This window comes from Anoxybacillus mongoliensis, from assembly GCF_014201515.1.
Taxonomy (GTDB): domain Bacteria; phylum Bacillota; class Bacilli; order Bacillales; family Anoxybacillaceae; genus Anoxybacillus; species Anoxybacillus mongoliensis.
Genome location: NZ_JACHEQ010000001.1, coordinates 355,773 through 374,849, shown reverse-complemented (window position 1 = coordinate 374,849; position 19,077 = coordinate 355,773). Strand labels below are relative to the sequence as shown.

Annotated in this window: 19 protein-coding genes and 1 riboswitch; of the genes, 17 read left to right on the top strand and 2 right to left on the bottom strand. The window is 42.1% G+C overall.

Annotated features, from left to right (window positions below; all coding sequences use genetic code 11):
• Positions 1–63: 63 nt before the first annotated feature.
• Positions 64–1,482, bottom strand: a complete 1,419-nt coding sequence (locus HNR43_RS01925) for a SpoVR family protein (protein WP_183240736.1) — start codon at positions 1,480–1,482, stop codon at positions 64–66.
• 135 nt (positions 1,483–1,617) lie between these two features.
• Here HNR43_RS01925 and HNR43_RS01920 point away from each other — a divergent pair, with 135 nt between their 5' ends.
• The 4 genes from HNR43_RS01920 (at position 1,618) to HNR43_RS01905 (ending at position 6,166) form a co-directional block, all read left to right on the top strand.
• Positions 1,618–2,061, top strand: a complete 444-nt coding sequence (locus HNR43_RS01920) for a MarR family winged helix-turn-helix transcriptional regulator (protein WP_183240734.1) — start codon at positions 1,618–1,620, stop codon at positions 2,059–2,061.
• 5 nt (positions 2,062–2,066) lie between these two features.
• The gene (locus HNR43_RS01915) at positions 2,067–3,674 is read left to right on the top strand and encodes an MDR family MFS transporter (RefSeq protein WP_183240732.1); all 1,608 of its coding nucleotides are present in this window, start codon (positions 2,067–2,069) and stop codon (positions 3,672–3,674) included.
• A gap of 192 nt (positions 3,675–3,866) precedes the next feature.
• A complete protein-coding gene (locus HNR43_RS01910; protein WP_183240730.1) occupies positions 3,867–5,531 on the top strand; it encodes an alpha,alpha-phosphotrehalase in 1,665 nt (554 codons plus the stop codon).
• 128 nt (positions 5,532–5,659) lie between these two features.
• On the top strand, positions 5,660–6,166 hold the full coding sequence (locus HNR43_RS01905) for a PepSY-associated TM helix domain-containing protein (RefSeq protein WP_183240728.1): 507 nt from the start codon (positions 5,660–5,662) through the stop codon (positions 6,164–6,166).
• A gap of 286 nt (positions 6,167–6,452) precedes the next feature.
• On the opposite strand, the gene HNR43_RS01900 is transcribed toward HNR43_RS01905, so the two are convergent.
• A complete protein-coding gene (locus HNR43_RS01900; RefSeq protein ID WP_183240726.1) occupies positions 6,453–7,637 on the bottom strand; it encodes a class I SAM-dependent rRNA methyltransferase in 1,185 nt (394 codons plus the stop codon).
• Between the two features lie 131 nt (positions 7,638–7,768).
• Positions 7,769–7,876: riboswitch (TPP riboswitch) on the top strand.
• Between the two features lie 88 nt (positions 7,877–7,964).
• Between HNR43_RS01900 and tenA the strand changes: the two genes are divergently transcribed.
• From tenA to HNR43_RS01835, 13 genes are all read left to right on the top strand, one after another.
• Positions 7,965–8,660, top strand: a complete 696-nt coding sequence (gene tenA, locus HNR43_RS01895) for a thiaminase II (protein WP_183240723.1) — start codon at positions 7,965–7,967, stop codon at positions 8,658–8,660.
• Positions 8,635–9,225 carry an ECF transporter S component gene (locus HNR43_RS01890; protein WP_183240721.1) on the top strand — a complete coding sequence of 197 codons (591 nt, stop codon included), beginning with the start codon at positions 8,635–8,637 and terminating at the stop codon, positions 9,223–9,225. Before tenA ends, HNR43_RS01890 begins: the two co-directional genes overlap by 26 nt.
• 3 nt (positions 9,226–9,228) lie before the next feature.
• Positions 9,229–10,680 carry an ATP-binding cassette domain-containing protein gene (locus tag HNR43_RS01885; protein WP_183240719.1) on the top strand — a complete coding sequence of 484 codons (1,452 nt, stop codon included), beginning with the start codon at positions 9,229–9,231 and terminating at the stop codon, positions 10,678–10,680.
• The gene (locus tag HNR43_RS01880; RefSeq protein ID WP_183240717.1) at positions 10,677–11,471 is read left to right on the top strand and encodes an energy-coupling factor transporter transmembrane component T family protein; all 795 of its coding nucleotides are present in this window, start codon (positions 10,677–10,679) and stop codon (positions 11,469–11,471) included. The genes HNR43_RS01885 and HNR43_RS01880 overlap by 4 nt, the downstream gene beginning before the upstream one ends.
• 1 nt (position 11,472) lies before the next feature.
• Positions 11,473–12,087 (top strand): thiazole tautomerase TenI, encoded by a 615-nt coding sequence (tenI, locus tag HNR43_RS01875; protein WP_183240714.1) that lies wholly within the window; start codon positions 11,473–11,475, stop codon positions 12,085–12,087.
• Positions 12,075–13,196 (top strand): glycine oxidase ThiO, encoded by a 1,122-nt coding sequence (gene thiO / locus HNR43_RS01870; RefSeq protein WP_183240711.1) that lies wholly within the window; start codon positions 12,075–12,077, stop codon positions 13,194–13,196. The genes tenI and thiO overlap by 13 nt, the downstream gene beginning before the upstream one ends.
• A complete protein-coding gene (gene thiS / locus HNR43_RS01865) occupies positions 13,180–13,383 on the top strand; it encodes a sulfur carrier protein ThiS (RefSeq protein WP_183240709.1) in 204 nt (67 codons plus the stop codon). Before thiO ends, thiS begins: the two co-directional genes overlap by 17 nt.
• A 1-nt stretch (position 13,384) precedes the next feature.
• Positions 13,385–14,155: a thiazole synthase gene (locus tag HNR43_RS01860; protein ID WP_183240707.1), complete on the top strand. Its 771-nt coding sequence runs from the start codon at positions 13,385–13,387 to the stop codon at positions 14,153–14,155.
• Entirely contained in the window at positions 14,152–15,168 is a 1,017-nt protein-coding gene (locus tag HNR43_RS01855; RefSeq protein WP_183240704.1) for a MoeB/ThiF family adenylyltransferase, read from the top strand. The genes HNR43_RS01860 and HNR43_RS01855 overlap by 4 nt, the downstream gene beginning before the upstream one ends.
• A 4-nt stretch (positions 15,169–15,172) precedes the next feature.
• Positions 15,173–15,961 (top strand): bifunctional hydroxymethylpyrimidine kinase/phosphomethylpyrimidine kinase, encoded by a 789-nt coding sequence (gene thiD / locus HNR43_RS01850; protein WP_183240702.1) that lies wholly within the window; start codon positions 15,173–15,175, stop codon positions 15,959–15,961.
• Positions 15,962–16,238: 277 nt separating this feature from the next.
• On the top strand, positions 16,239–17,504 hold the full coding sequence (locus HNR43_RS01845) for a hemolysin family protein (RefSeq protein ID WP_183240699.1): 1,266 nt from the start codon (positions 16,239–16,241) through the stop codon (positions 17,502–17,504).
• 101 nt (positions 17,505–17,605) lie between these two features.
• Positions 17,606–18,388 carry an amino acid ABC transporter substrate-binding protein gene (locus tag HNR43_RS01840; protein WP_183240697.1) on the top strand — a complete coding sequence of 261 codons (783 nt, stop codon included), beginning with the start codon at positions 17,606–17,608 and terminating at the stop codon, positions 18,386–18,388.
• The gene (locus tag HNR43_RS01835) at positions 18,375–19,076 is read left to right on the top strand and encodes an amino acid ABC transporter permease (RefSeq protein WP_183240695.1); all 702 of its coding nucleotides are present in this window, start codon (positions 18,375–18,377) and stop codon (positions 19,074–19,076) included. The genes HNR43_RS01840 and HNR43_RS01835 overlap by 14 nt, the downstream gene beginning before the upstream one ends.
• Position 19,077 lies beyond the last annotated feature (1 nt).

Genomic DNA, 19,077 nt, shown 5'->3' with positions numbered 1-19,077 from the left:
TATGTATGTACGGAAAAAAAAGAAAAAAGTTTCAGCAAAAAAGCTACTGATGCACTCAGTAGCTCATATATATTTTCGTTGTACGTTTCGTCCGTCGTATGTGAACAGCGTCGGTTTGTTTTCAATAATCGTTTCCATATGAACGGCGCGTCCCCAAAGTTGATAAATGTAAGGAAGCACTTTTTCTAAATATTTGACGTCTAGTTCAATGCCTTCATACGAATGTTTTAAATATAGCTCCCCGTTGCGCATGTAGTCGCCGTCATTGACTGTAATATATGGAAATCCCCCGTTGACGCGCATGTTTACAAGCTGATCCCGCACATGTTCCCAATGTTTATCAACAATTTTGTAGTCTTTTCCTTGTTTTTGGAACAAATACATATCTTCGCGCATGACGAGCTCTTTTGTTAAATAGTTACGCAAAAAGGAGATGTCAGATTCTAGTTCGCGTACTTCAAATATTTTTGCACGTCCTGAACCCGGTTTGACACCGAGCTTTTTCATTTCTTCTGTCGGATTGTCCCAGCGTTTTTCGATATCTTCAAAAATTTTTAATCCTAAGTAATACGGATTAATTCCAGTTCGGGAAGGTTGAACAACGCCGGCATTTAATTTGGCAAATTCAATCGCTTCATCGCTCGTTAAATCCATCTCACGTAAAATACGTTGATGCCAGTACGTTGCCCATCCTTCGTTCATAATTTTCGTTTCGAGCTGCGGCCAAAAATAAAGCATTTCTTCACGCATCATTGTTAAAATATCGCGCTGCCATTCTTCAAGTTCACGGCTATATTCTTCAATAAACAATAGCAAATCTTTTTCGGGTTGCGGTGGAAATTTTCTTCGTTTTTTTCGCGTTTGTGGTGCTTTTTTCTTTTCATCAAGCGACCATAAATCGTCATATGGCGACGGTTTCGGTACTTCATCATCTTCTTCGTATATTTCTGTATCAGCAATCGTCCATGAAAGCTTCGGGCGAAGAAGCGAAGGGTCAATATGCTCTTGAATGGCTAATACAGCGTCTAAAAACTTTTCGACTTCTTGTTTCCCGTATTCGTGCTCATAATGCTTAATTCGTTCCGCTGTTGCCGCCATGCTTTCGACCATGTCTCGTTTTGTGTTGCTGAAGCGAACGTTATTTTTAAAAAAGTCGCTATGAGCAAGGACGTGTGCGACAATTAATTTATTTTGAATAAGCGTATTTGTATTTAATAAAAAGGCGTAGCACGGATCGGAGTTAATGACAAGCTCGTAAATTTTACTTAATCCGAGATCATAATGAAGTTTCATTTTATGAAATTGTTTCCCAAAACTCCAATGTGAAAAACGTGTCGGCATGCCGTATGCTCCAAATGTGTAAATAATATCAGCTGGGCAAATTTCATAGCGCATTTCATAAAAATCAAGCCCAAACCCTTCGGCAATTTCCGTAATTTCGGAAATGGCTTTTTCTAATGCTTTTTGTTCATCTCGTTTCATCGCGCTCCCTCCTTATGACAATGTATGAGCAAGCGCGTCATTTGATACGTCAAGAATGTTTCATTGACTTTATATTTTCTTTTGTGTATATTTAACTATGTTAAATATTTATGTCGTTAAAAAGGTGGGATGCGTATGGAGCAAACGCCGTTCACCGCGCTTGTTGAGCGATTAGAGCATGCGTTTTCGTTAGCCCTTCGCAAATTAGCAGCTGATTTGGCTAAGGAGGAAATTGGCTTAACGAAACCGCAGTTTTTTATTTTAAACTTGTTGTCGAAGCGTGGGAAATGTACAGTGAGCGAATTGGCGGACGAAATGTTTGTCAAACCGAGCGCCATTACGACAATGATTGACCGCTTATATAAAAGCGGATTTGTGCTGCGCGAACGAGATGACGAAGACCGTCGCGTCGTGTATGTACAATTGTCTGAAAAGGGGAAAGAAATGCTTCAGCATGCACGGGCGGAACGAAGAAAAATTATTGAGCGTTATTTGAGTCAACTACAATTCGATGAACTTGAGCAGTTTGTCCATATCATCGAAAAAATTGCTGCGGCAAACGAAAAAGAGGAGAAGTGAGATATATGAAAGAACAAGCAGCGATACAAACAAGTATTGCAAATATACAACAAAAACGAGGTATTTTAATTACCGGATTACTTGTGGCGATGTTGTTTGGGGCACTTGACGGCACGATCGTTGGCACAGCGTTGCCTCGCATTGTTGGCGAGCTTGGTGGATTAAGCATGATGGCATGGCTAACGACAGCATACATGCTCACATCGACAACGATTGTCCCGATTGCCGGGAAACTTGCTGATTTATTTGGTCGAAAGTCGATCTATGTGTCAGGATTAGCGATTTTTATTATTGGTTCCGCGTTATGTGGTATGGCGGATACGATGACTCAACTTATTATTTTCCGCGCCATTCAAGGTATTGGTGGCGGCATTATGATGCCAATGGCGATGATTGCCATCGGTGATTTGTTTACAGGAGCAGAGCGGGCAAAATGGCAAGGTGTATTCGGTGGCGTATTTGGATTAGCGTCTATTCTCGGTCCGCAAGTCGGCGGATGGATTGTTGATTCGTTAAATTGGCGCTGGGTGTTTTACATTAACCTTCCTGTTGGTGTATTAGCAATTGTGCTCATTTCGATCGGTTTGCATAACCACCGCATCGCTGAGCGGGTGAAGCTTGATTTGGCCGGCATGTTTACAATGGTTGTCGCGGTTGTTTCGTTATTGCTTGCTTTAACGTTTGGTGGCGATAAATACGATTGGCTATCGTGGCAAATCGTTTCTTTATTAGCTAGCTCTGTTGTTTTCTTTAGCTTATTTGTATTTGTTGAGCGAAAAGCAGAAGAGCCGATTATGCCGATGCATTTATTAAAAAATAAAACATTTGTTGTGCTTAATAGTGTCGGATTTTTTATGTCTGTCGGTATGTTTGGAGCAATTATGTTCGTCCCGCTTTTTATGCAAGGTATTATCGGCATGAGCCCATCCGAATCAGGAACGATGATGTTTCCGATGATGTTTGCGCTCATTATTGCAAGCATGATCGGCGGACGACTTGTACAAAAAATTGGCGTTCGTCCGCAAGTCATTGTCGGAATGGTGCTTGTGGCGCTCGGCTTTTTCTTATTGTCAACGATGAACGTCGATACGAATAAGTGGACCGCGATGTTATTTATGGCAACGCTCGGTTTTGGACTAGGATTTGTCAATCCGGTCATTACACTAGCGTTACAAGAAGTATTTCCAAAATCGCAGCTCGGTATTGTGACATCATCGAGTCAATTTTTCCGTCAAATTGGTGGAACGTTTGGGGCAACGTTGTTAGGAGCGATTATGAACCACCGTTCGAAAGATTTATTAGAAGCGAAGTTTCTTCCGCTGTTAGAGAAATTACCAGCACAAGCGCATGCGATGATGGATTCATTTAAACAACTCGTTGAATCGAATCCGCAAAGCGTATATTCGGTCATTTTAAATCCGGATACGTTGAAAAAAATTCCCGAACAAATGCAACAAATGTTTGTACCCGTATTAAAACAAACACTCGTTGATGCGTTAAGCGATGTGTTTTTATATGGGTTAATCTTTGTCGGCATCGGTTTTGTTTTTGCGCTGTTCATCGGCCGCATTACGATTTCTCGTACGCAGAATAAAACGGCTCCAATGGAATAAGTATAAAAGTAAACGATCGCCAAAGCGGTCGTTTACTTTTATAATAAAAAAGTGAAACGTTTGCACAGATAAAACGAAATTTTTTATGAAAAAGTGCAACTTCCTCTTTAAACAAAGCAATTTGTATATTAACATGAAAGAGTAATAATCATTGAAAGCGATTTATTTTGAGTCAATTGAGGAGGATTTCATGTGAAAAGAGCTTGGTGGAAAGAAGCGATTGCATATCAAATATATCCAAGAAGCTTTATGGATTCAAATGGAGACGGGATTGGTGATTTACAAGGGATTATCCAAAAGCTTGACTATTTAAAAGAACTTGGAATCGATGTCATATGGATTTGTCCGATTTATAAATCGCCAAATGCAGATAATGGCTATGACATTAGCGATTATCAAGACATTATGGAACAGTTTGGAACGATGGAAGATTTCGATCAGTTGCTTGAAGAAATTCATAAACGCGACATGAAAGTCATTTTAGATCTTGTTATTAACCATACGAGCGATGAGCATCCATGGTTTATTGAGTCGCGCTCATCAAAGGATAATCCTAAACGCGATTGGTACATTTGGCGCGATGGGAAAAACGGCAAAGAGCCAAACAATTGGGAAAGCATTTTTGGCGGTTCTGCTTGGGAATATGACGAGACGACGGATCAATATTATTTACACGTGTTTGCGACGAAGCAACCGGATTTGAATTGGGAAAATGAAGATGTTCGCCGCGCTTTATATGATATGATTAACTGGTGGCTCGATAAAGGCATTGATGGGTTCCGTGTCGATGCGATTTCACACATTAAGAAAAAAGAAGGTCTTCCGGATTTGCCAAATCCAAAAGGACTTGACTATGTCCCTTCATTTGATGGACATATGAATCAAGAAGGGATCATGGACTATCTTCGTGAACTCAAAGCGCAAACGTTTGCGCGTTATGACATTATGACGGTTGGAGAAGCGAACGGAGTTACTGTGGAGGAAGCGGAAGATTGGGTCGGTGAAGAAAATGGCATTTTTAATATGATTTTTCAGTTTGAACATCTTGGACTTTGGCAAAAAGGAACAGATGGCGGTGTTGATGTTCGTAAATTAAAACGTGTATTAACAAAATGGCAAAAAGGACTAGAAGGCGTCGGCTGGAATGCACTATTCCTTGAAAATCATGATCAACCGCGTTCGGTGTCGACATGGGGAAATGATGAACAATATCTTGTTGAAAGCGCCAAAGCGTTAGGGGCATTATATTTCCTTATGCAAGGGACGCCGTTTATTTATCAAGGACAAGAAATTGGCATGACGAACGTCCGATTTGAAACGATTGATGAATATGACGATGTCGCTATTAAAAATTATTATCGCATTGAGCGCGCCAAAGGTCGTTCACATGAAGAAGTGATGCAATGGATTTGGAAAAACGGTCGCGATAATTCACGCACACCGATGCAATGGTCGGATGAAGAAAATGCTGGATTTACGACTGGAACACCGTGGATTGGTGTGAACGGAAATTATAAACAAATTAACGTCAAAAAGCAGTTGAACGACCCGAACTCTGTACTAAACTTTTACAAGCGCATGATTCAACTAAGAAAACAACACGAAGTATTTATTTACGGAACATATGATTTAATATTAGAAAACCATAAAGCGATTTATGCATATACGCGCACACTCGGCGAAGAAACAGCGATTGTCATCGTGAACTTAACAGACCGTAAAACGATGTATCGTTATGATTCATTGAAATTGAATAGCGAGCAATTGGTGTTAGCAAACTACGATGTGAAACCGCATAAACATGCGACGCGCTTTACATTGCGTCCGTACGAAGCTCGTGTATATGTAATGAAATAATAAAAAATCCCTTTTTCCGATATGGAAAAGGGGATTTTCACATTTCTTTCACTTACTTTTCAAACTTCTCCCAAATTCATGTTTTACAGTTACATTTGTAAAATATGAATTTGGTTGGAGGAGTACATATGAAAAAAACGCGTAATTTGCACTTATGGATTGGGCTCATTTGTTCAGTATTTTTACTTTTGGAAGCGGTGACAGGATTGTTGTTAACTGAACGTTGGTTAATGGGAATGGGCGGGCATTCGCATGGAAATCATGAGCATGCGCATGGTGATGGACATGCGCAGTTAAATATGATCGATGCGGTAAAAAAAGCGAGTGAATCGGGCGCGTTTTCAATGGATGAAGTTGGCGTCGTGATGAATCACGGGATGTATATGGTGCGGTTAAACGATAAAGACGGGACGTTAGTGACGATTGCACCAGACGGTACAGTTGTAAAAAAAGAAGTAAATCATTTTGCTTCATTTGTGCGTGCCATTCACGTTGGAAAACTTGGTCTTTGGAATCGTCTCATCATCGATGTAGCTGCCATTTCCATTATCATTTTAACAGGGACGGGTATTTATTTATCCGTGAAAATTTTGCGGGCGCAAGCGAAAGCGAAACGAAGAAAAGCGGTGGCATAAATGAAAAACACTTCGCATCAATGATTGGTGCGAAGTGTTTTTTAACTAATTCGTTTTGTTGGCGATTGTTGAATTTTTCCTGTTCCATTGCATAGTGAGCATGTTTTGTAAAGTGATAAACAGATTTTCATTTTCTTTTTCCCAAAACATTTCGGACAAATTGTTTTTAATGCCATTTTCATCACCTCAAAAAGAAAGCGGTTTCAATTTTAGTATACCCTGTTTTTGTGCAATGTGTGCACAATCATTTTGTCTATTTTTAAACAGGTTGGCATGCGCCAACCTGTTACTTACGTGAATGCACTTCATAAATGGCAAACTTCAAATAATCTCCTTCGTCAGCGGCAAGCAGTTTCGGATGGTCATACCCTGCACCGCTCCAATGAATTTGACGTAAAATTTTCTTTGCATCAAACGCTGCTTCCGCAACCATCGCTTGAAACATATCCGGATGCACATGATATGAACAACTTGCCGTTACGAAAAAGCCGCCGTCTTTGACGAGTTTTAAGCCGTTTAAATTAATATCCTTATAGCCGGCAAGCGCTTTTGGCACCGCATGGGCGGATTTTGCAAACGCTGGTGGGTCAATAATGACAACGTCCCATTTTTTTCCCTCTTGTACGCATTCACGTAAATAGTCAAACGCGTTTGCAACGACGAAATCCACATTTGTAAATCCGTTTAACTCGGCGTTTCGCTTTGCCGTTTCAATGGCATGTTCAGAAATATCGACAGCGGTCACATGTTTTGCTCCGTATAAGCAGGCGTTTAACATAAATGAACCTGTATGCGTAAAACAATCGAGCACGGTTGATTCGCTTGTAATAAGCGGCTTGATCGCGGCACGATTTTGACGTTGATCGAAGAAAAAACCTGTTTTTTGCCCGTTTTCGATGTCGACAATATATTTCACGCCGTTTTCTTCAATTTGTACGTTCGTATCGCACGTGCCGTACCAAAATCCTTTTTCTTGTTTTAGTCCTTCTAATTCGCGCACGTGGACGTCGTTGCGTAAATAAATCGCTTTCGGTTGAAAGACGTCAAGAAGTGCTTGTAAAATCCATTCTTTTCTTTTTTCCATGCCAAGCGATAAAATTTGGACGACGAGTATATCTTCGTATTTATCGACAATGAGCCCAGGTAAAAAATCCGCTTCTCCATAAACGGCGCGGCATGAACGAACGCCCGGAATCATGCGCTCGCGATACGCCCACGCTTGACGAATGCGGTTCATAAAAAATTGCGCATTTAATTCGTCATTTGGATTTTGCGTCAACACGCGCACGATCATTTGTGATTTCGGATTAATATATCCTTTCGCTAAAAAGTGACGTTGGTGGTTATATACGTTGACGAAATCACCCGGTTCAAAATCTCCTTCAATATAATCGACTTCGCTTTGAAACACCCACGGATGTCCAAGTTCGAGCCGCTTTTTTCTTTTTCGTTTCAAAAATACATTTGCCATACATCCCACTCCTGACTATATATTCGCTACTTTAGCATACAGGAAGAAAACGATGTGCGCAAATATGGATAAAAATATTTGACAATTCAATGAAATATGCTAATATTAGTGACAAAGTGAATCATGCCATTGCATTCCACTAGGGGGGCCTTTAGATAGGCTGAGATCAAAGTGTGCCTTTGAGACCCTTAGAACCTGATCTGGATCATACCAGCGTAGGGAAGTGGAGACGGTGCGAAGTGTGTCTTTTATTAATTTCCATCGTTTACAACCACTTTCTTTGCGCAAAAGAAAGTGGTTTTTTATTTTTCTTAAGGGGGAGAGGAAATGTTGTTTTCAGAACAGTTGCGCAAAGCTGTCGATCCGATTTGGGAAGCGAGCTTTCATCATCCGTTTGTGAAAGAGCTCGGAGAAGGAACGCTTGATTTACGTTGTTTCCGGTATTATGTATTACAAGATTCATATTATTTGACACACTTTGCGAAAGTGCAAGCGCTTGGCGGAGCGATGGCTGACGATTTACAAACGACCGCAAGCATGGCGAATCATGCGCAAAATACGTATGAAGCTGAGCTTCGTCTACATGAAACATTTATGAAAGAGCTCGGTATTACAGAAGAGGAAAAGGCGTCGTTTGTTCCTGCTCCAACTGCGTATGCGTACACATCGCACATGTATCGGGCAGCGTTTGCAGGACACTTCGGTGATGTATTAGCGGCGATTTTACCGTGCTATTGGTTGTATTACGAAATTGGTGAGAGGTTAAAGCATTGCAAGCCGAATCATCCGATTTATGCGAAATGGATTGAAGCGTATGGCTCCGATTGGTTTAGACAGCTTGTCGAACAACAAATTGCGCGCTTAAATGACATCGCAAAAACAGCTAGCGAAAAAGATTTAGCGCGAATGAAGCAACATTTTTTGATCAGCAGTCAGTATGAATATTTATTTTGGGACATGGCGTACAAATTAGAACGTTGGCCAATTGAAGAGGAGGATGTTTATGCAAACGAAAGGGCTTAAATTAACAGACGTATTAACGACCGTTGTTGTAGCGATTGTGTTTGGGATTGTGTATAAAGTGTGGGGACCGCTTTACTATGCAGTAAAACCGCTTGGTCTTCATCTCGATCAACTTATTTATGGCATGTGGTTTATTGCCGCAACTGTCGCATATTTATTGATTCGTAAGCCAGGGGTGGCGTTGCTTGCGGAAGTCGCTGCGGCATCAGGGGAGTTTTTAGTTGGCTCTGAATGGGGGCTTGAGGTGCTATTTTACGGCTTTGTGCAAGGGTTGCTCGCGGAGCTTGTTTTTGCTGCTTTTCGCTATAAACGTTTCGATGTCGCTGTTGTGTCGCTTGCTGCTGTTGGTTCGACGATCGCTTCCCTCGTTCTTGATTTTTATAAAGGATATATTGACCAATTAGCATGGTGGAATTTAACGTTATTTATCGGTGCGCGTTTCGTTGGAGCGATTATCATTGCTGGCGTATTTGCTTATTCGCTTGTGAAAGCGCTCGAAGCGACAGGTGTGACGCAATTGTTGCGCCCAACGACAAAAGAAGATTACGACTCACTTGATAAATAGAAGGTGACATCATTGATTCATATCGAACAGTTGCGATTAAAGTTTCCGGGAGCAGAAAAGCGGTTATTTACCGATGTATCGCTTTCGATTAAAAAAGGAGAAAAAGTGTTGCTTTTAGGTCCATCAGGGTGCGGAAAGTCCACGCTTTTGCAAGTGATGGCAGGCATTATTCCGCGCTCGATCGATGTGCCGATGAAAGCGAAAAAGCTGCATATTCCAAATCGTGTAGGTTATGTGTTTCAAGATCCTGATGCGCAGTTTTGTATGCCGTATGTAGATGAAGAGATGGCGTTTGTGCTCGAAAATCTCGGTGTGCCACGCGAGGAGATGAATGAAAAAATCGCGCACATGCTTCAACGTGTGCGCCTTCGCCTTCCACACGTTCATGTGCCAATTCAAACATTATCAGGTGGAATGAAACAGCGATTGGCGATTGCATCGGTTTTAGCGCTTGAACCTGATGTGTTATGTTTAGACGAACCGACGGCGCTTCTCGATGAAGAAGGCACAAAAACGGTATGGGAAACGTTAAAAGAAGTGGCGGAGGACCGAACGGTTGTGATCGTTGAACATAAAATTGATCACATTCTTGATTTTGTCGAGCGCATCATTTTATTTAATGAACATGGTGAGATCATCGCCGACGGTTCAACGAATGAAATTTTTTCAACGTATTGTTCGTTTATTGCTGAACAAGGCATTTGGTATCCAGACGTGTGGGAAACGTATGAAAAGCCAAAAACAGCGCAACAACCTTATGTGCAGGCGGATGTTCTGTTACATGTACAATCGCTTCGCGGCTTTCGACAAAAAGAGGAAAAAATAGCGGTCGACGAGTTAAAGATTTATGCGGGCGAATGGATTGCGATTACAGGTGAAAACGGCGCCGGCAAAAGTACGTTGCTACAAAGCTTGATGAAACTCATTCGAACAGAAGGCGATATATACTGGCAACAACAGCCGTTAACAAATGACGAGTTGTTGTACGATAACATTGCCTTTGTTTTTCAAAATCCAGAATTTCAATTTGTTACAAATCGTGTTGATGATGAGTTAGCGTATGCTTTCCGTCTTGAAAAACGTTCAGAGCATGAAGTAGCTGAGGAAGTCGAGCGATTGCTTGAGCGTTTTCATTTAAACGAGCATCGGCATTTACATCCGTATCAATTGTCGATGGGACAAAAGCGGCGACTAAGTGTTGCCGCTTCAGTAACGGAGCGCCATCACATATTGCTTCTTGATGAACCGACATTTGGGCAAGATGCAAAAAATACGTTTGCGTTGCTCGAATGGCTTGAAGCGTATCGACAACAAGGAAAGGCGATTGTCATGGTGACGCACGATGAGCGGATCGTGTCCCAATTTGCAACGAGACGATGGGTCATTGAAAACGGAAAGCTTGTTGCTGATGAACCGATCGCTCCTCGTATGTTGGTGCGAGGTGGAATGGGATGAGATGGAATATCGAATATAAAGAGACATGGTTGCATCAAACAAATCCGACAGCGAAATTATTGTTATTTTTGCCGATGTTTGTTGTGATTGTTTTTGTCCATAATCCGAATGTGCTCATCAATTGGACGATTGGGTTTACCGCGTTATTTATGCTGTTTAGCGGTTATCGAATGAAGCATGTACTTTTATTTTTCGTTCCGTTTTTATTCATTTTCATTTCTACGTCGTCGTCGATGATTTTGTTTGGAAAAGGGGAGACGACGTGGTTTCGCTTGGGGCTTATTCACATTACCGAAGAAAGTTTTTACCGCGGCGTTCATCTCGGATTTCGTACGCTTTTGTTTGCGATTTTCGGGTTAATGTTTGCGCTCACGACAAAGCCCGTCCTTTTATTTTATTCACTCATGCAACAAGCGAAATTGAAACCAAAATATGCGTATAGTTTTTTAGCTGCCATTCGTTTATTGCCGATCATGTTAGAAGAATTTCAAACGGTGCATCAAGCGTTGAAGGTACGACGAGCTGCAAAAGCGAAAGGGTTTCGCGGCAAACTTGAACTGATGAAGCGATATGCGATCCCGCTTTTATCGCAAAGCATTCGCCGCGCTCAACGCATTGCGGTGGCGATGGAAGCGAAAGGGTTTACGAGTGAGCGGACACGTACGTTTTATTATGAAGTGACGCTCGGAAAATATGATGTGTATTTATTTGTCGTCATGTGTGTCATTGTCGCTGTTGGCTATTACATGGCAGGTGCGCTTCCATACGTCGCGATCAAGGATGTGCGATAAGATGAAAGAACTTCATCTCATCTCGACGGGAAGACAGTCAATCGAAACGTTTGTTCATATTTCATCGCTCGTTCATCCGTATGCCCACTTTATTCATATTCGTGAAAAACATCGTTCGGCAAAAGAGATAGGTATGATTGTAGAAAAATTGCTTGAAGCAAGTGTCCCAGCACAAAAAATAATCGTCAACGATCGGGTGGACGTCGCTGTCGTTTATGGCGTTGGCGGCGTTCAGCTCGCTCATCATAGTCTGTCTCCCAAACGAACAAAAGAGAGGTTTCCTTTTTTGCGCGTCGGTTGCTCCGTGCATACGTTTGAAGAAGCAAAGCGGGCGGAAAACGAAGGAGCGGACTACGTCGTTTTTGGACATATATATGAGACGAACTGTAAAGAAGGAGTAAAGCCACGTGGGCTTTCATCGTTGCGCCAGTTGACAAGCTATGTACGTATTCCTGTTATTGCAATTGGAGGCATTAAACCTTCTCATGTTCGCGATGTGTTCTTGACGGAAGTGAAAGGAATTGCGGTTATGTCGACGGTGTTTGAGGCGGACGATCCGCTACATATGGTTCAACTATATCGGAAACAAATGGGGGCGAATACATGGACGTTTTAATTGTTGGGGGAGGCATTATCGGCAGTAGCATCGCTTTTGAGTTAGCGAAAAGAGAAACATCAGTCGTTGTCATCGAACGGGGAGAGTTAGCGCAAGAAGCATCATCGGCAGCAGCTGGGATGCTTGGTGCACATTCCGAGTTTTCGGCAGATCACCCGCTCATCCCACTTGCTTTGGCGAGCCAAGCAGCATTTCCAACTGTTATTGCCGAACTGCGAGAGCTAACAAATATTGAAATCGGATGGAATGAAGCGGGAATGTTAAAGCTGGCGACAACAATGGAAGAGTACGAAAAATTAACGGAACATTATGAATTTTGGAGGCGTGTTCAATTAACACACGTCCGTTGGTTAACAGTTGATGAAGTGGCACAAATCGAACCGCACGTACAAAATGAATATGGTGCGATGTACACGCTCGATCAACAAGTGGACGCGAAACAGCTCTCACTCGCTTTTGCTCATGGAGCAATGGCAAAAGGGGCGCGTTTTTTACCGTATACGGAGGTGTACGATTTTATTTTCGAGCGGGAACGTGTTGTAGGAGTAAAAACGACGAGCGGGCCGATATATGCAAAACAAATCGTCATCGCATGCGGGGCATGGACGTCAATGTTAGCTGAAAAGTTGCGGTTGTCGCTACATATGTATCCGGTCAAAGGAGAGTGTGTTTCGGTTACGACAGAGACACCGCTTTTACAGACGACTGTATTTGCGAAAAACGGATGTTATATTGTGCCGAAAGCGAACAATCGACTTGTAATCGGTGCTAGTGCCATCGCGCATTCGTTTGCGAAAACAGTGCAAACATGTAGCGTACAGCAGTTGCTAGCGCGTGCGATGCAAATTGTTCCGGCTATCGCTCATTCCACATTTGAAAAAGCGTGGGCAGGCATTCGGCCACAAACAAAAGATGGCACACCTTATATCGGAGCACATCCACAATATGAAAACGTATTCGTTGTGACAGGGCATTATCGAAACGGCATTTTATTAAGCGCCATCACAGGAAGAATTGTAAGCGATATGATTGAAAGAAAAGAAATTCCATTTGATATAACACCGTTTTCGCTAACAAGAAAGGGGGAGGGGCATGCGTTGCATCATTAATGGTGAGACAATACATTTGCCATCACATGTGAGTACAGTCGCTCAATTGTTGCACCATTTTCATATTCATAAAAAGATTGCGATTGTGGAAATCAATATGCATATCGTTCCGAAAGAAGATTATGAACATACAGCCATAGCAGATGGTGACCGCATTGAAATTGTTCATTTTGTAGGGGGAGGATAATATGTTACAAATCGGGCCGTATACATTTCACTCTCGTTTATTGCTTGGCACAGGGAAATATCCCAATATCGACATTCAAAAAGAAGCAGTAGAGGCGTCAGGCGCACAAATTTTAACGTTTGCGGTGCGACGAATGAACATTTTTGCATCCGATCAGCCGAATTTTTTAGAAAAAATAGATATAACAAAATATAAACTGCTACCGAATACAGCTGGGGCGAAAACGGCGGAAGAAGCGGTGCGCATCGCTCGTTTAGCGAAAGCTTCTGGGCTTTGTGACATGGTGAAAGTGGAAGTGATCGGATGCGATCAAACGTTGTTGCCTGATCCAGTTGAGACGTTGAAAGCCACAGAAATGTTATTAGAAGAAGGATTTATCGTTTTGCCGTATACGTCAGATGATGTTGTGCTAGCAAAACGGTTGCAGCAACTCGGTTGCCACGCCATTATGCCCGGTGCGTCACCGATTGGATCGGGACAAGGAATTGTGAATCCATTGAACATTCAATTCATTATTGAACAAGCAACCGTACCTGTCATTATCGATGCAGGCATTGGCGGTCCAGCCGATGCGGCATTGGCAATGGAATTAGGGGCGGATGGAGTATTGTTAAATACAGCGGTCGCTTGTGCGAAAGATCCGGTAAAAATGGCGAAAGCGATGAAGCTTGCGATTGAGGCAGGGAGACTTGGGTACGAAGCCGGACGCATTCCGAAAAAGCGGTATGCCACAGCGAGCAGTCCGATGGAAGGGATGAGCGTCGTTTCATGAATCGCTACTCACGCCAACAATTGTTTGCGCCGATCGGAGAAAAAGGACAACGATATATTCGTAAAAAACATGTGCTCATTATCGGTGCTGGAGCGCTTGGGGCCGCAAATGCAGAGACGCTTGTACGTGCAGGGATTGGGAAAATAACAATCATTGATCGCGATTATGTTGAATGGAGCAATTTGCAACGCCAACAGCTATATACGGAAGATGATGCAGCGAAGCAATTGCCGAAAGCGATTGCTGCTTCTGTTCATTTGCGAGCAATCAATAGAGACGTGGTTGTTGAACCGATTGTTGCGGATGCAGATGCGCGTTTGCTTGATGATTTTGTTGCACGTGAACGACCCGATATCATCTTAGATAGTACCGATAATTTTGATGTGCGCATGATCATTAACGACGTTTCGCAAAAGTATGATGTGCCGTGGATTTATGGGGCGTGCGTAGGAAGTTACGGATTAAGCTACGTCATTATCCCGAATGAAACGCCATGTTTGCGTTGTTTACTTGAAGAAGTTCCCCTTGGCAACGCGACGTGCGATACCGTTGGGATTATTAGTCCTGTCGTTCATATGGTTGTTGCGCATCAAACGGTTGAAGCGTTAAAAATATGCGTGCATGCTCAAGTGAATCGGAAACTTGTTTCGTTTGATATATGGCAAGGACAATATCGGATGATCGATGTGCACAAGTTAAAAAAAGACGATTGTCCATCGTGCGGTAAAACGAGAACTTATCCAGCTCTCCAATACGAAAATGAAACGAAATTTGCGGTGTTGTGTGGACGGGAAACCGTACAAATTCGTCCTGCACGTCGAGGAGAGCGAGAGTGGACAACGCTTCTTTTGTTTTTGGAAAAATGCGGAATTCAGGTAGAACAAAACGACTATTTATGTTCGTTTACAGTGGACGGGCGTCGTTTTGTTGTCTTTTCGGATGGGCGTGTATTCATTCATGGGACAAATGACATTCAAGAAGCGAAGAGGCTATATTATCAATATTTGGGGTGAAAGTATGACACATAAAGCGTTGACGATTGCAGGTTCGGATAGCGGTGGAGGGGCTGGCATTCAAGCGGATTTAAAAACGTTCCATCAGCTCCGTGTGTTTGGCATGTCAGCCATTACTGCGGTAACTGCACAAAATACGCTCGGTGTACAAGGAGTATATCCGCTTTCTGTTGAAGCGGTTGAACGACAAATCGATTCCGTTGCTGTTGATTTATCGCCAGATGCGGTGAAGACGGGGATGCTATTTAGTGAAGAAATAATTGAATTAGTTGCTTGCAAAATAAAACAGCATGGCTGGATACGCGTTGTCGTCGATCCGGTGATGATTGCAAAAGGTGGGGCTCCACTGTTAAAACAAGAGGCGGTAAAAGCACTGCAACGTCATATGTTGCCGCTTGCTTATGTGTTAACACCGAACATTCCAGAAGCGGAAGTGTTGACAAATATGCGAATTGAAACGTTGGAACAACGAAAAGAAGCAGCGAAAAAGCTTCATGACATGGGCGTTCGGTACGTCGTCATGAAAGGTGGACATGGAGAAGGAGATGAACTTGTCGACCTTTTATACGACGGAGAACAATTTTATGAATGGAAAAGCAAGCGCATCGACACGAAACATACGCATGGAACAGGATGTACGTTTGCTGCCGCCATTACAGCACAACTTGCCAAAGAAAAAACAATATACGAAGCGGTAGATGTGGCGAAACGTTTCATTCAAGCCGCTGTTGAACAGACGTTGCAAATTGGCAGCGGGCACGGACCGACGAATCATTGGGCGTTTCATGAGTAAAAAATGTTCACATCATTGACAAACAAAATCGTTCCCACCATTGTTAAAATAGAAATGGGAAATATATTGATGGAGGGGACGGATAAGTGGAAGAACTTTCGATTACGTTAAATATTACGTACGTATTGCTTTTAACTTTTTTTATCGGTACAACGTTGATCGAGTCATAAGAGCGACTGTGCAGATTGCGCGGTCGTTTTCTTTTTCAGCTAAATTTGGTATGATTAACGTATATATTAATCATGACCATTAATTCGATTAGGAGCGTGAATGTTCATTGGGAGATTTGCCTCTGAGTTTAGTTTTTTTACTCGTTGTTTTAATTTTATTATCCGCTTTTTTTTCAGCTTCAGAAACAGCATTTTCGAGCGTGAATAAAATTCGCTTGAAAAATTATGTGGATGAAAAACGACGCGGAAGTAAAAAAGCATTATATATTGCAGAAAACTTCGACCAAGCCCTCTCTACGATTTTAGTCGGAAATAATATCGTGAACATTGCTGCGGCTTCCATTTCAGCCAAAGTGGCAACGGATTTGTTTGGTGGTAGCACAGGTCTGGTTGTTAGTACGGTTGGCATGACGATTTTAATTTTAGTTTTTGGCGAAGTGTTGCCTAAGTCGTTGGCAAAAGAACATGCGGAGTCATTTTCACTCCTTATTTCCGATGTGCTGTATATGTTAATTCAACTATTTACTCCCGTTACAGCATTGCTTGTCATGTTAAAAAAACTTGTCTCGAAACTCGTTGGTCATCAATCCGATATTCCTTCTGTCACAGAAGAAGAAATTAAAGTGATGGTGAACTTAAGTGAAGAAGAAGGGGTAATCGATAATAAAGAGAAAGAACTTGTTCATCGTTCGCTCGATTTTAACGACATTTTAGTTGGTGAAATTTTCACACCACGCATTGATATGGTTGCGGTAGAAGTGAATCAGCCTATCGAGGAAATTCGCGACATTTTTTTACGGGAACGATATTCGCGCGTTCCTGTATACGAAGGAGATATTGATAACGTCATCGGAATTTTATCGGAAAGCGACTTTTTCAGTCAACTCGTACAAGGGAAAGAAGTAAACGTTCGCCAATTGTTGCGTACCCCACTATTTGTCGTTGAGTCGATGCGTATATCAACGTTATTGCCTGAATTGCAAAAAAGTAAAGTGCATATGGCAATTGTCATCGACGAGTTTGGCGGTACATCTGGGCTAATTACGTTAGAAGATATTCTAGAACAAATTGTCGGTGAAATATGGGATGAACATGACGAAGCGGTAAAAACGTTTCAAAAAATTAACGATTACGAATATGAATTTAATGCTGAATTGCCGCTAGATGAGTTTTGTGACATTTTAGGAATTGATGAATTAGAAAGTTCTTCTCATACACTTGGGGGGTGGGTGTTTGAAATGTTTGAACGCATCCCCACCGTTGGTGAGTCGTTTGAATACGAATCATTAACGGTCACTGTTCGCCAAGTGGAAAACCGCCGTATTCGCAAAGTGCTTGTGCGCATTCGAGAACCCATTGTAGAAAATGTATAAAAAGGAAGGAGCGATTTGCTCCTTTTTTTTATTGACATCTTCTTCAACTTCCATTACGATGAATAAGCATAAAAACCGATAAGAATAATGGGGGTATTATCATGAAAAAGTGGTTATCGTTGATCGCGCTGTTGATCGTCGGAGTATTGCTTACAGGTTGCGGTCAAAATGAGAAAGAGAACGATTTGTTTGCCCAAATAAAAGAAAAAGGGGAATTAAAAATCGGAACGGAAGGCACATACCCACCGTTCACGTTTCACGATAAAACGGGTGAATTAACAGGATTTGATGTGGAAATTGCTAAAGAAGTTGCCAAACGTCTCGGTGTGAAACCTGTATTTGTAGAAACGCAATGGGATGCGATGTTTGCTGGATTAGATGCGAAACGTTTTGATATGATTGCAAACCAAGTCGGTATTCGACCAGATCGCCAAGAAAAATACGATTTTTCTAATCCATATATCACGTCAGCAGCCGTTCTTGTCGTTCATAAAGAAAACAAACAAATCAAATCATTTGATGACTTAAAAGGAAAAAAAGCAGCACAATCGATGACAAGTAACTATGCGGATTTAGCTCGTTCGTATGGAGCGGAAGTCGTTGGAGTCGAAGGATTTAACCAAGCAATTGAATTGTTAAGCTCTAAACGAGTGGATGCAACGATTAACGACAAATTATCTGTTCTTGATTTTCTAAAACAAAAACCAGATGCGCCGATTCAAATTGTCGCCACACACAATGATGCTTCTCAAAGCGGTCTCATGTTCCGCAAGGGAAGCGATACACTTGTTGGGGCAGTAAACAAAGCGTTGAAAGAAATGATGGATGACGGCACATACGCAAAAATTTCAGAAAAGTGGTTTGGTGAAGATGTATCTAAATAATATGTTGATGGATCCAGAACGGTTAGATCGATTGATGAATATTGCGCAAAGTTCCCTTCTCCCATTGGCGAAGGGAGCTTTGTTATATACGATTCCGCTTGCGGTTATTACGTTTCTTATTGGATTAGTCATTGCGCTTTTCACTGCTTTAGCTCGATTATCGAGCATTAAAGGATTGCAGTGGACAGCGCGAGCATATGTGTCTGCGATTCGTGGCACGCCATTACTTGTGCAATTGTTCATCATTTTTTATGGACTACCGACAGTAGGCATAACGATAGATCCATTGCCTGCCGCAATCATCGGATTTTCATTAAATGTTGGGGCATACGCATCGGAAATTATTCGAGCTGCGATTTTATCGATCCCAAAAGGTCAATGGGAAGCGGCATATTCACTCGGAATGGACGATGTGCAAACGTTACGGCGCATCATTTTACCACAAGCTGCCCGCGTGTCCGTTCCGCCGCTATCGAATACGTTCATTAGTTTAGTGAAAGATACGTCTCTTGCTTCGCTCATTCTTGTTTCAGAAATGTTTCGCAAGGCGCAAGAGATTGCCGCAACAAATTATGAATTTTTACTACTTTATACTGAAGCTGCGCTCATTTATTGGGTCATTTGCTTTTTCCTTTCAATGATTCAAGGGAATGTGGAAAATCGTCTAAGTCGCTACGTCGTTCGATAAA

What these genes read in the sequence shown, in the direction of transcription:
- tenI (WP_183240714.1), top strand. Translation starts at nt 11,473, where the DNA reads ATGAAAGAACTTCATCTCATCTCGACGGGAAGACAGTCAATCGAAACG.
- thiD (WP_183240702.1), top strand. Translation starts at nt 15,173, where the DNA reads ATGACACATAAAGCGTTGACGATTGCAGGTTCGGATAGCGGTGGAGGG.
- thiS (WP_183240709.1), top strand. Translation starts at nt 13,180, where the DNA reads ATGCGTTGCATCATTAATGGTGAGACAATACATTTGCCATCACATGTG.
- HNR43_RS01855 (WP_183240704.1), top strand. Translation starts at nt 14,152, where the DNA reads ATGAATCGCTACTCACGCCAACAATTGTTTGCGCCGATCGGAGAAAAA.
- HNR43_RS01900 (WP_183240726.1), bottom strand. Translation starts at nt 7,637, where the DNA reads ATGGCAAATGTATTTTTGAAACGAAAAAGAAAAAAGCGGCTCGAACTT.
- HNR43_RS01925 (WP_183240736.1), bottom strand. Translation starts at nt 1,482, where the DNA reads ATGAAACGAGATGAACAAAAAGCATTAGAAAAAGCCATTTCCGAAATT.
- HNR43_RS01860 (WP_183240707.1), top strand. Translation starts at nt 13,385, where the DNA reads ATGTTACAAATCGGGCCGTATACATTTCACTCTCGTTTATTGCTTGGC.
- HNR43_RS01880 (WP_183240717.1), top strand. Translation starts at nt 10,677, where the DNA reads ATGAGATGGAATATCGAATATAAAGAGACATGGTTGCATCAAACAAAT.
- HNR43_RS01905 (WP_183240728.1), top strand. Translation starts at nt 5,660, where the DNA reads ATGAAAAAAACGCGTAATTTGCACTTATGGATTGGGCTCATTTGTTCA.
- HNR43_RS01915 (WP_183240732.1), top strand. Translation starts at nt 2,067, where the DNA reads ATGAAAGAACAAGCAGCGATACAAACAAGTATTGCAAATATACAACAA.
- HNR43_RS01840 (WP_183240697.1), top strand. Translation starts at nt 17,606, where the DNA reads ATGAAAAAGTGGTTATCGTTGATCGCGCTGTTGATCGTCGGAGTATTG.
- HNR43_RS01920 (WP_183240734.1), top strand. Translation starts at nt 1,618, where the DNA reads ATGGAGCAAACGCCGTTCACCGCGCTTGTTGAGCGATTAGAGCATGCG.
- HNR43_RS01890 (WP_183240721.1), top strand. Translation starts at nt 8,635, where the DNA reads ATGTTTATGCAAACGAAAGGGCTTAAATTAACAGACGTATTAACGACC.
- tenA (WP_183240723.1), top strand. Translation starts at nt 7,965, where the DNA reads ATGTTGTTTTCAGAACAGTTGCGCAAAGCTGTCGATCCGATTTGGGAA.
- thiO (WP_183240711.1), top strand. Translation starts at nt 12,075, where the DNA reads ATGGACGTTTTAATTGTTGGGGGAGGCATTATCGGCAGTAGCATCGCT.
- HNR43_RS01835 (WP_183240695.1), top strand. Translation starts at nt 18,375, where the DNA reads ATGTATCTAAATAATATGTTGATGGATCCAGAACGGTTAGATCGATTG.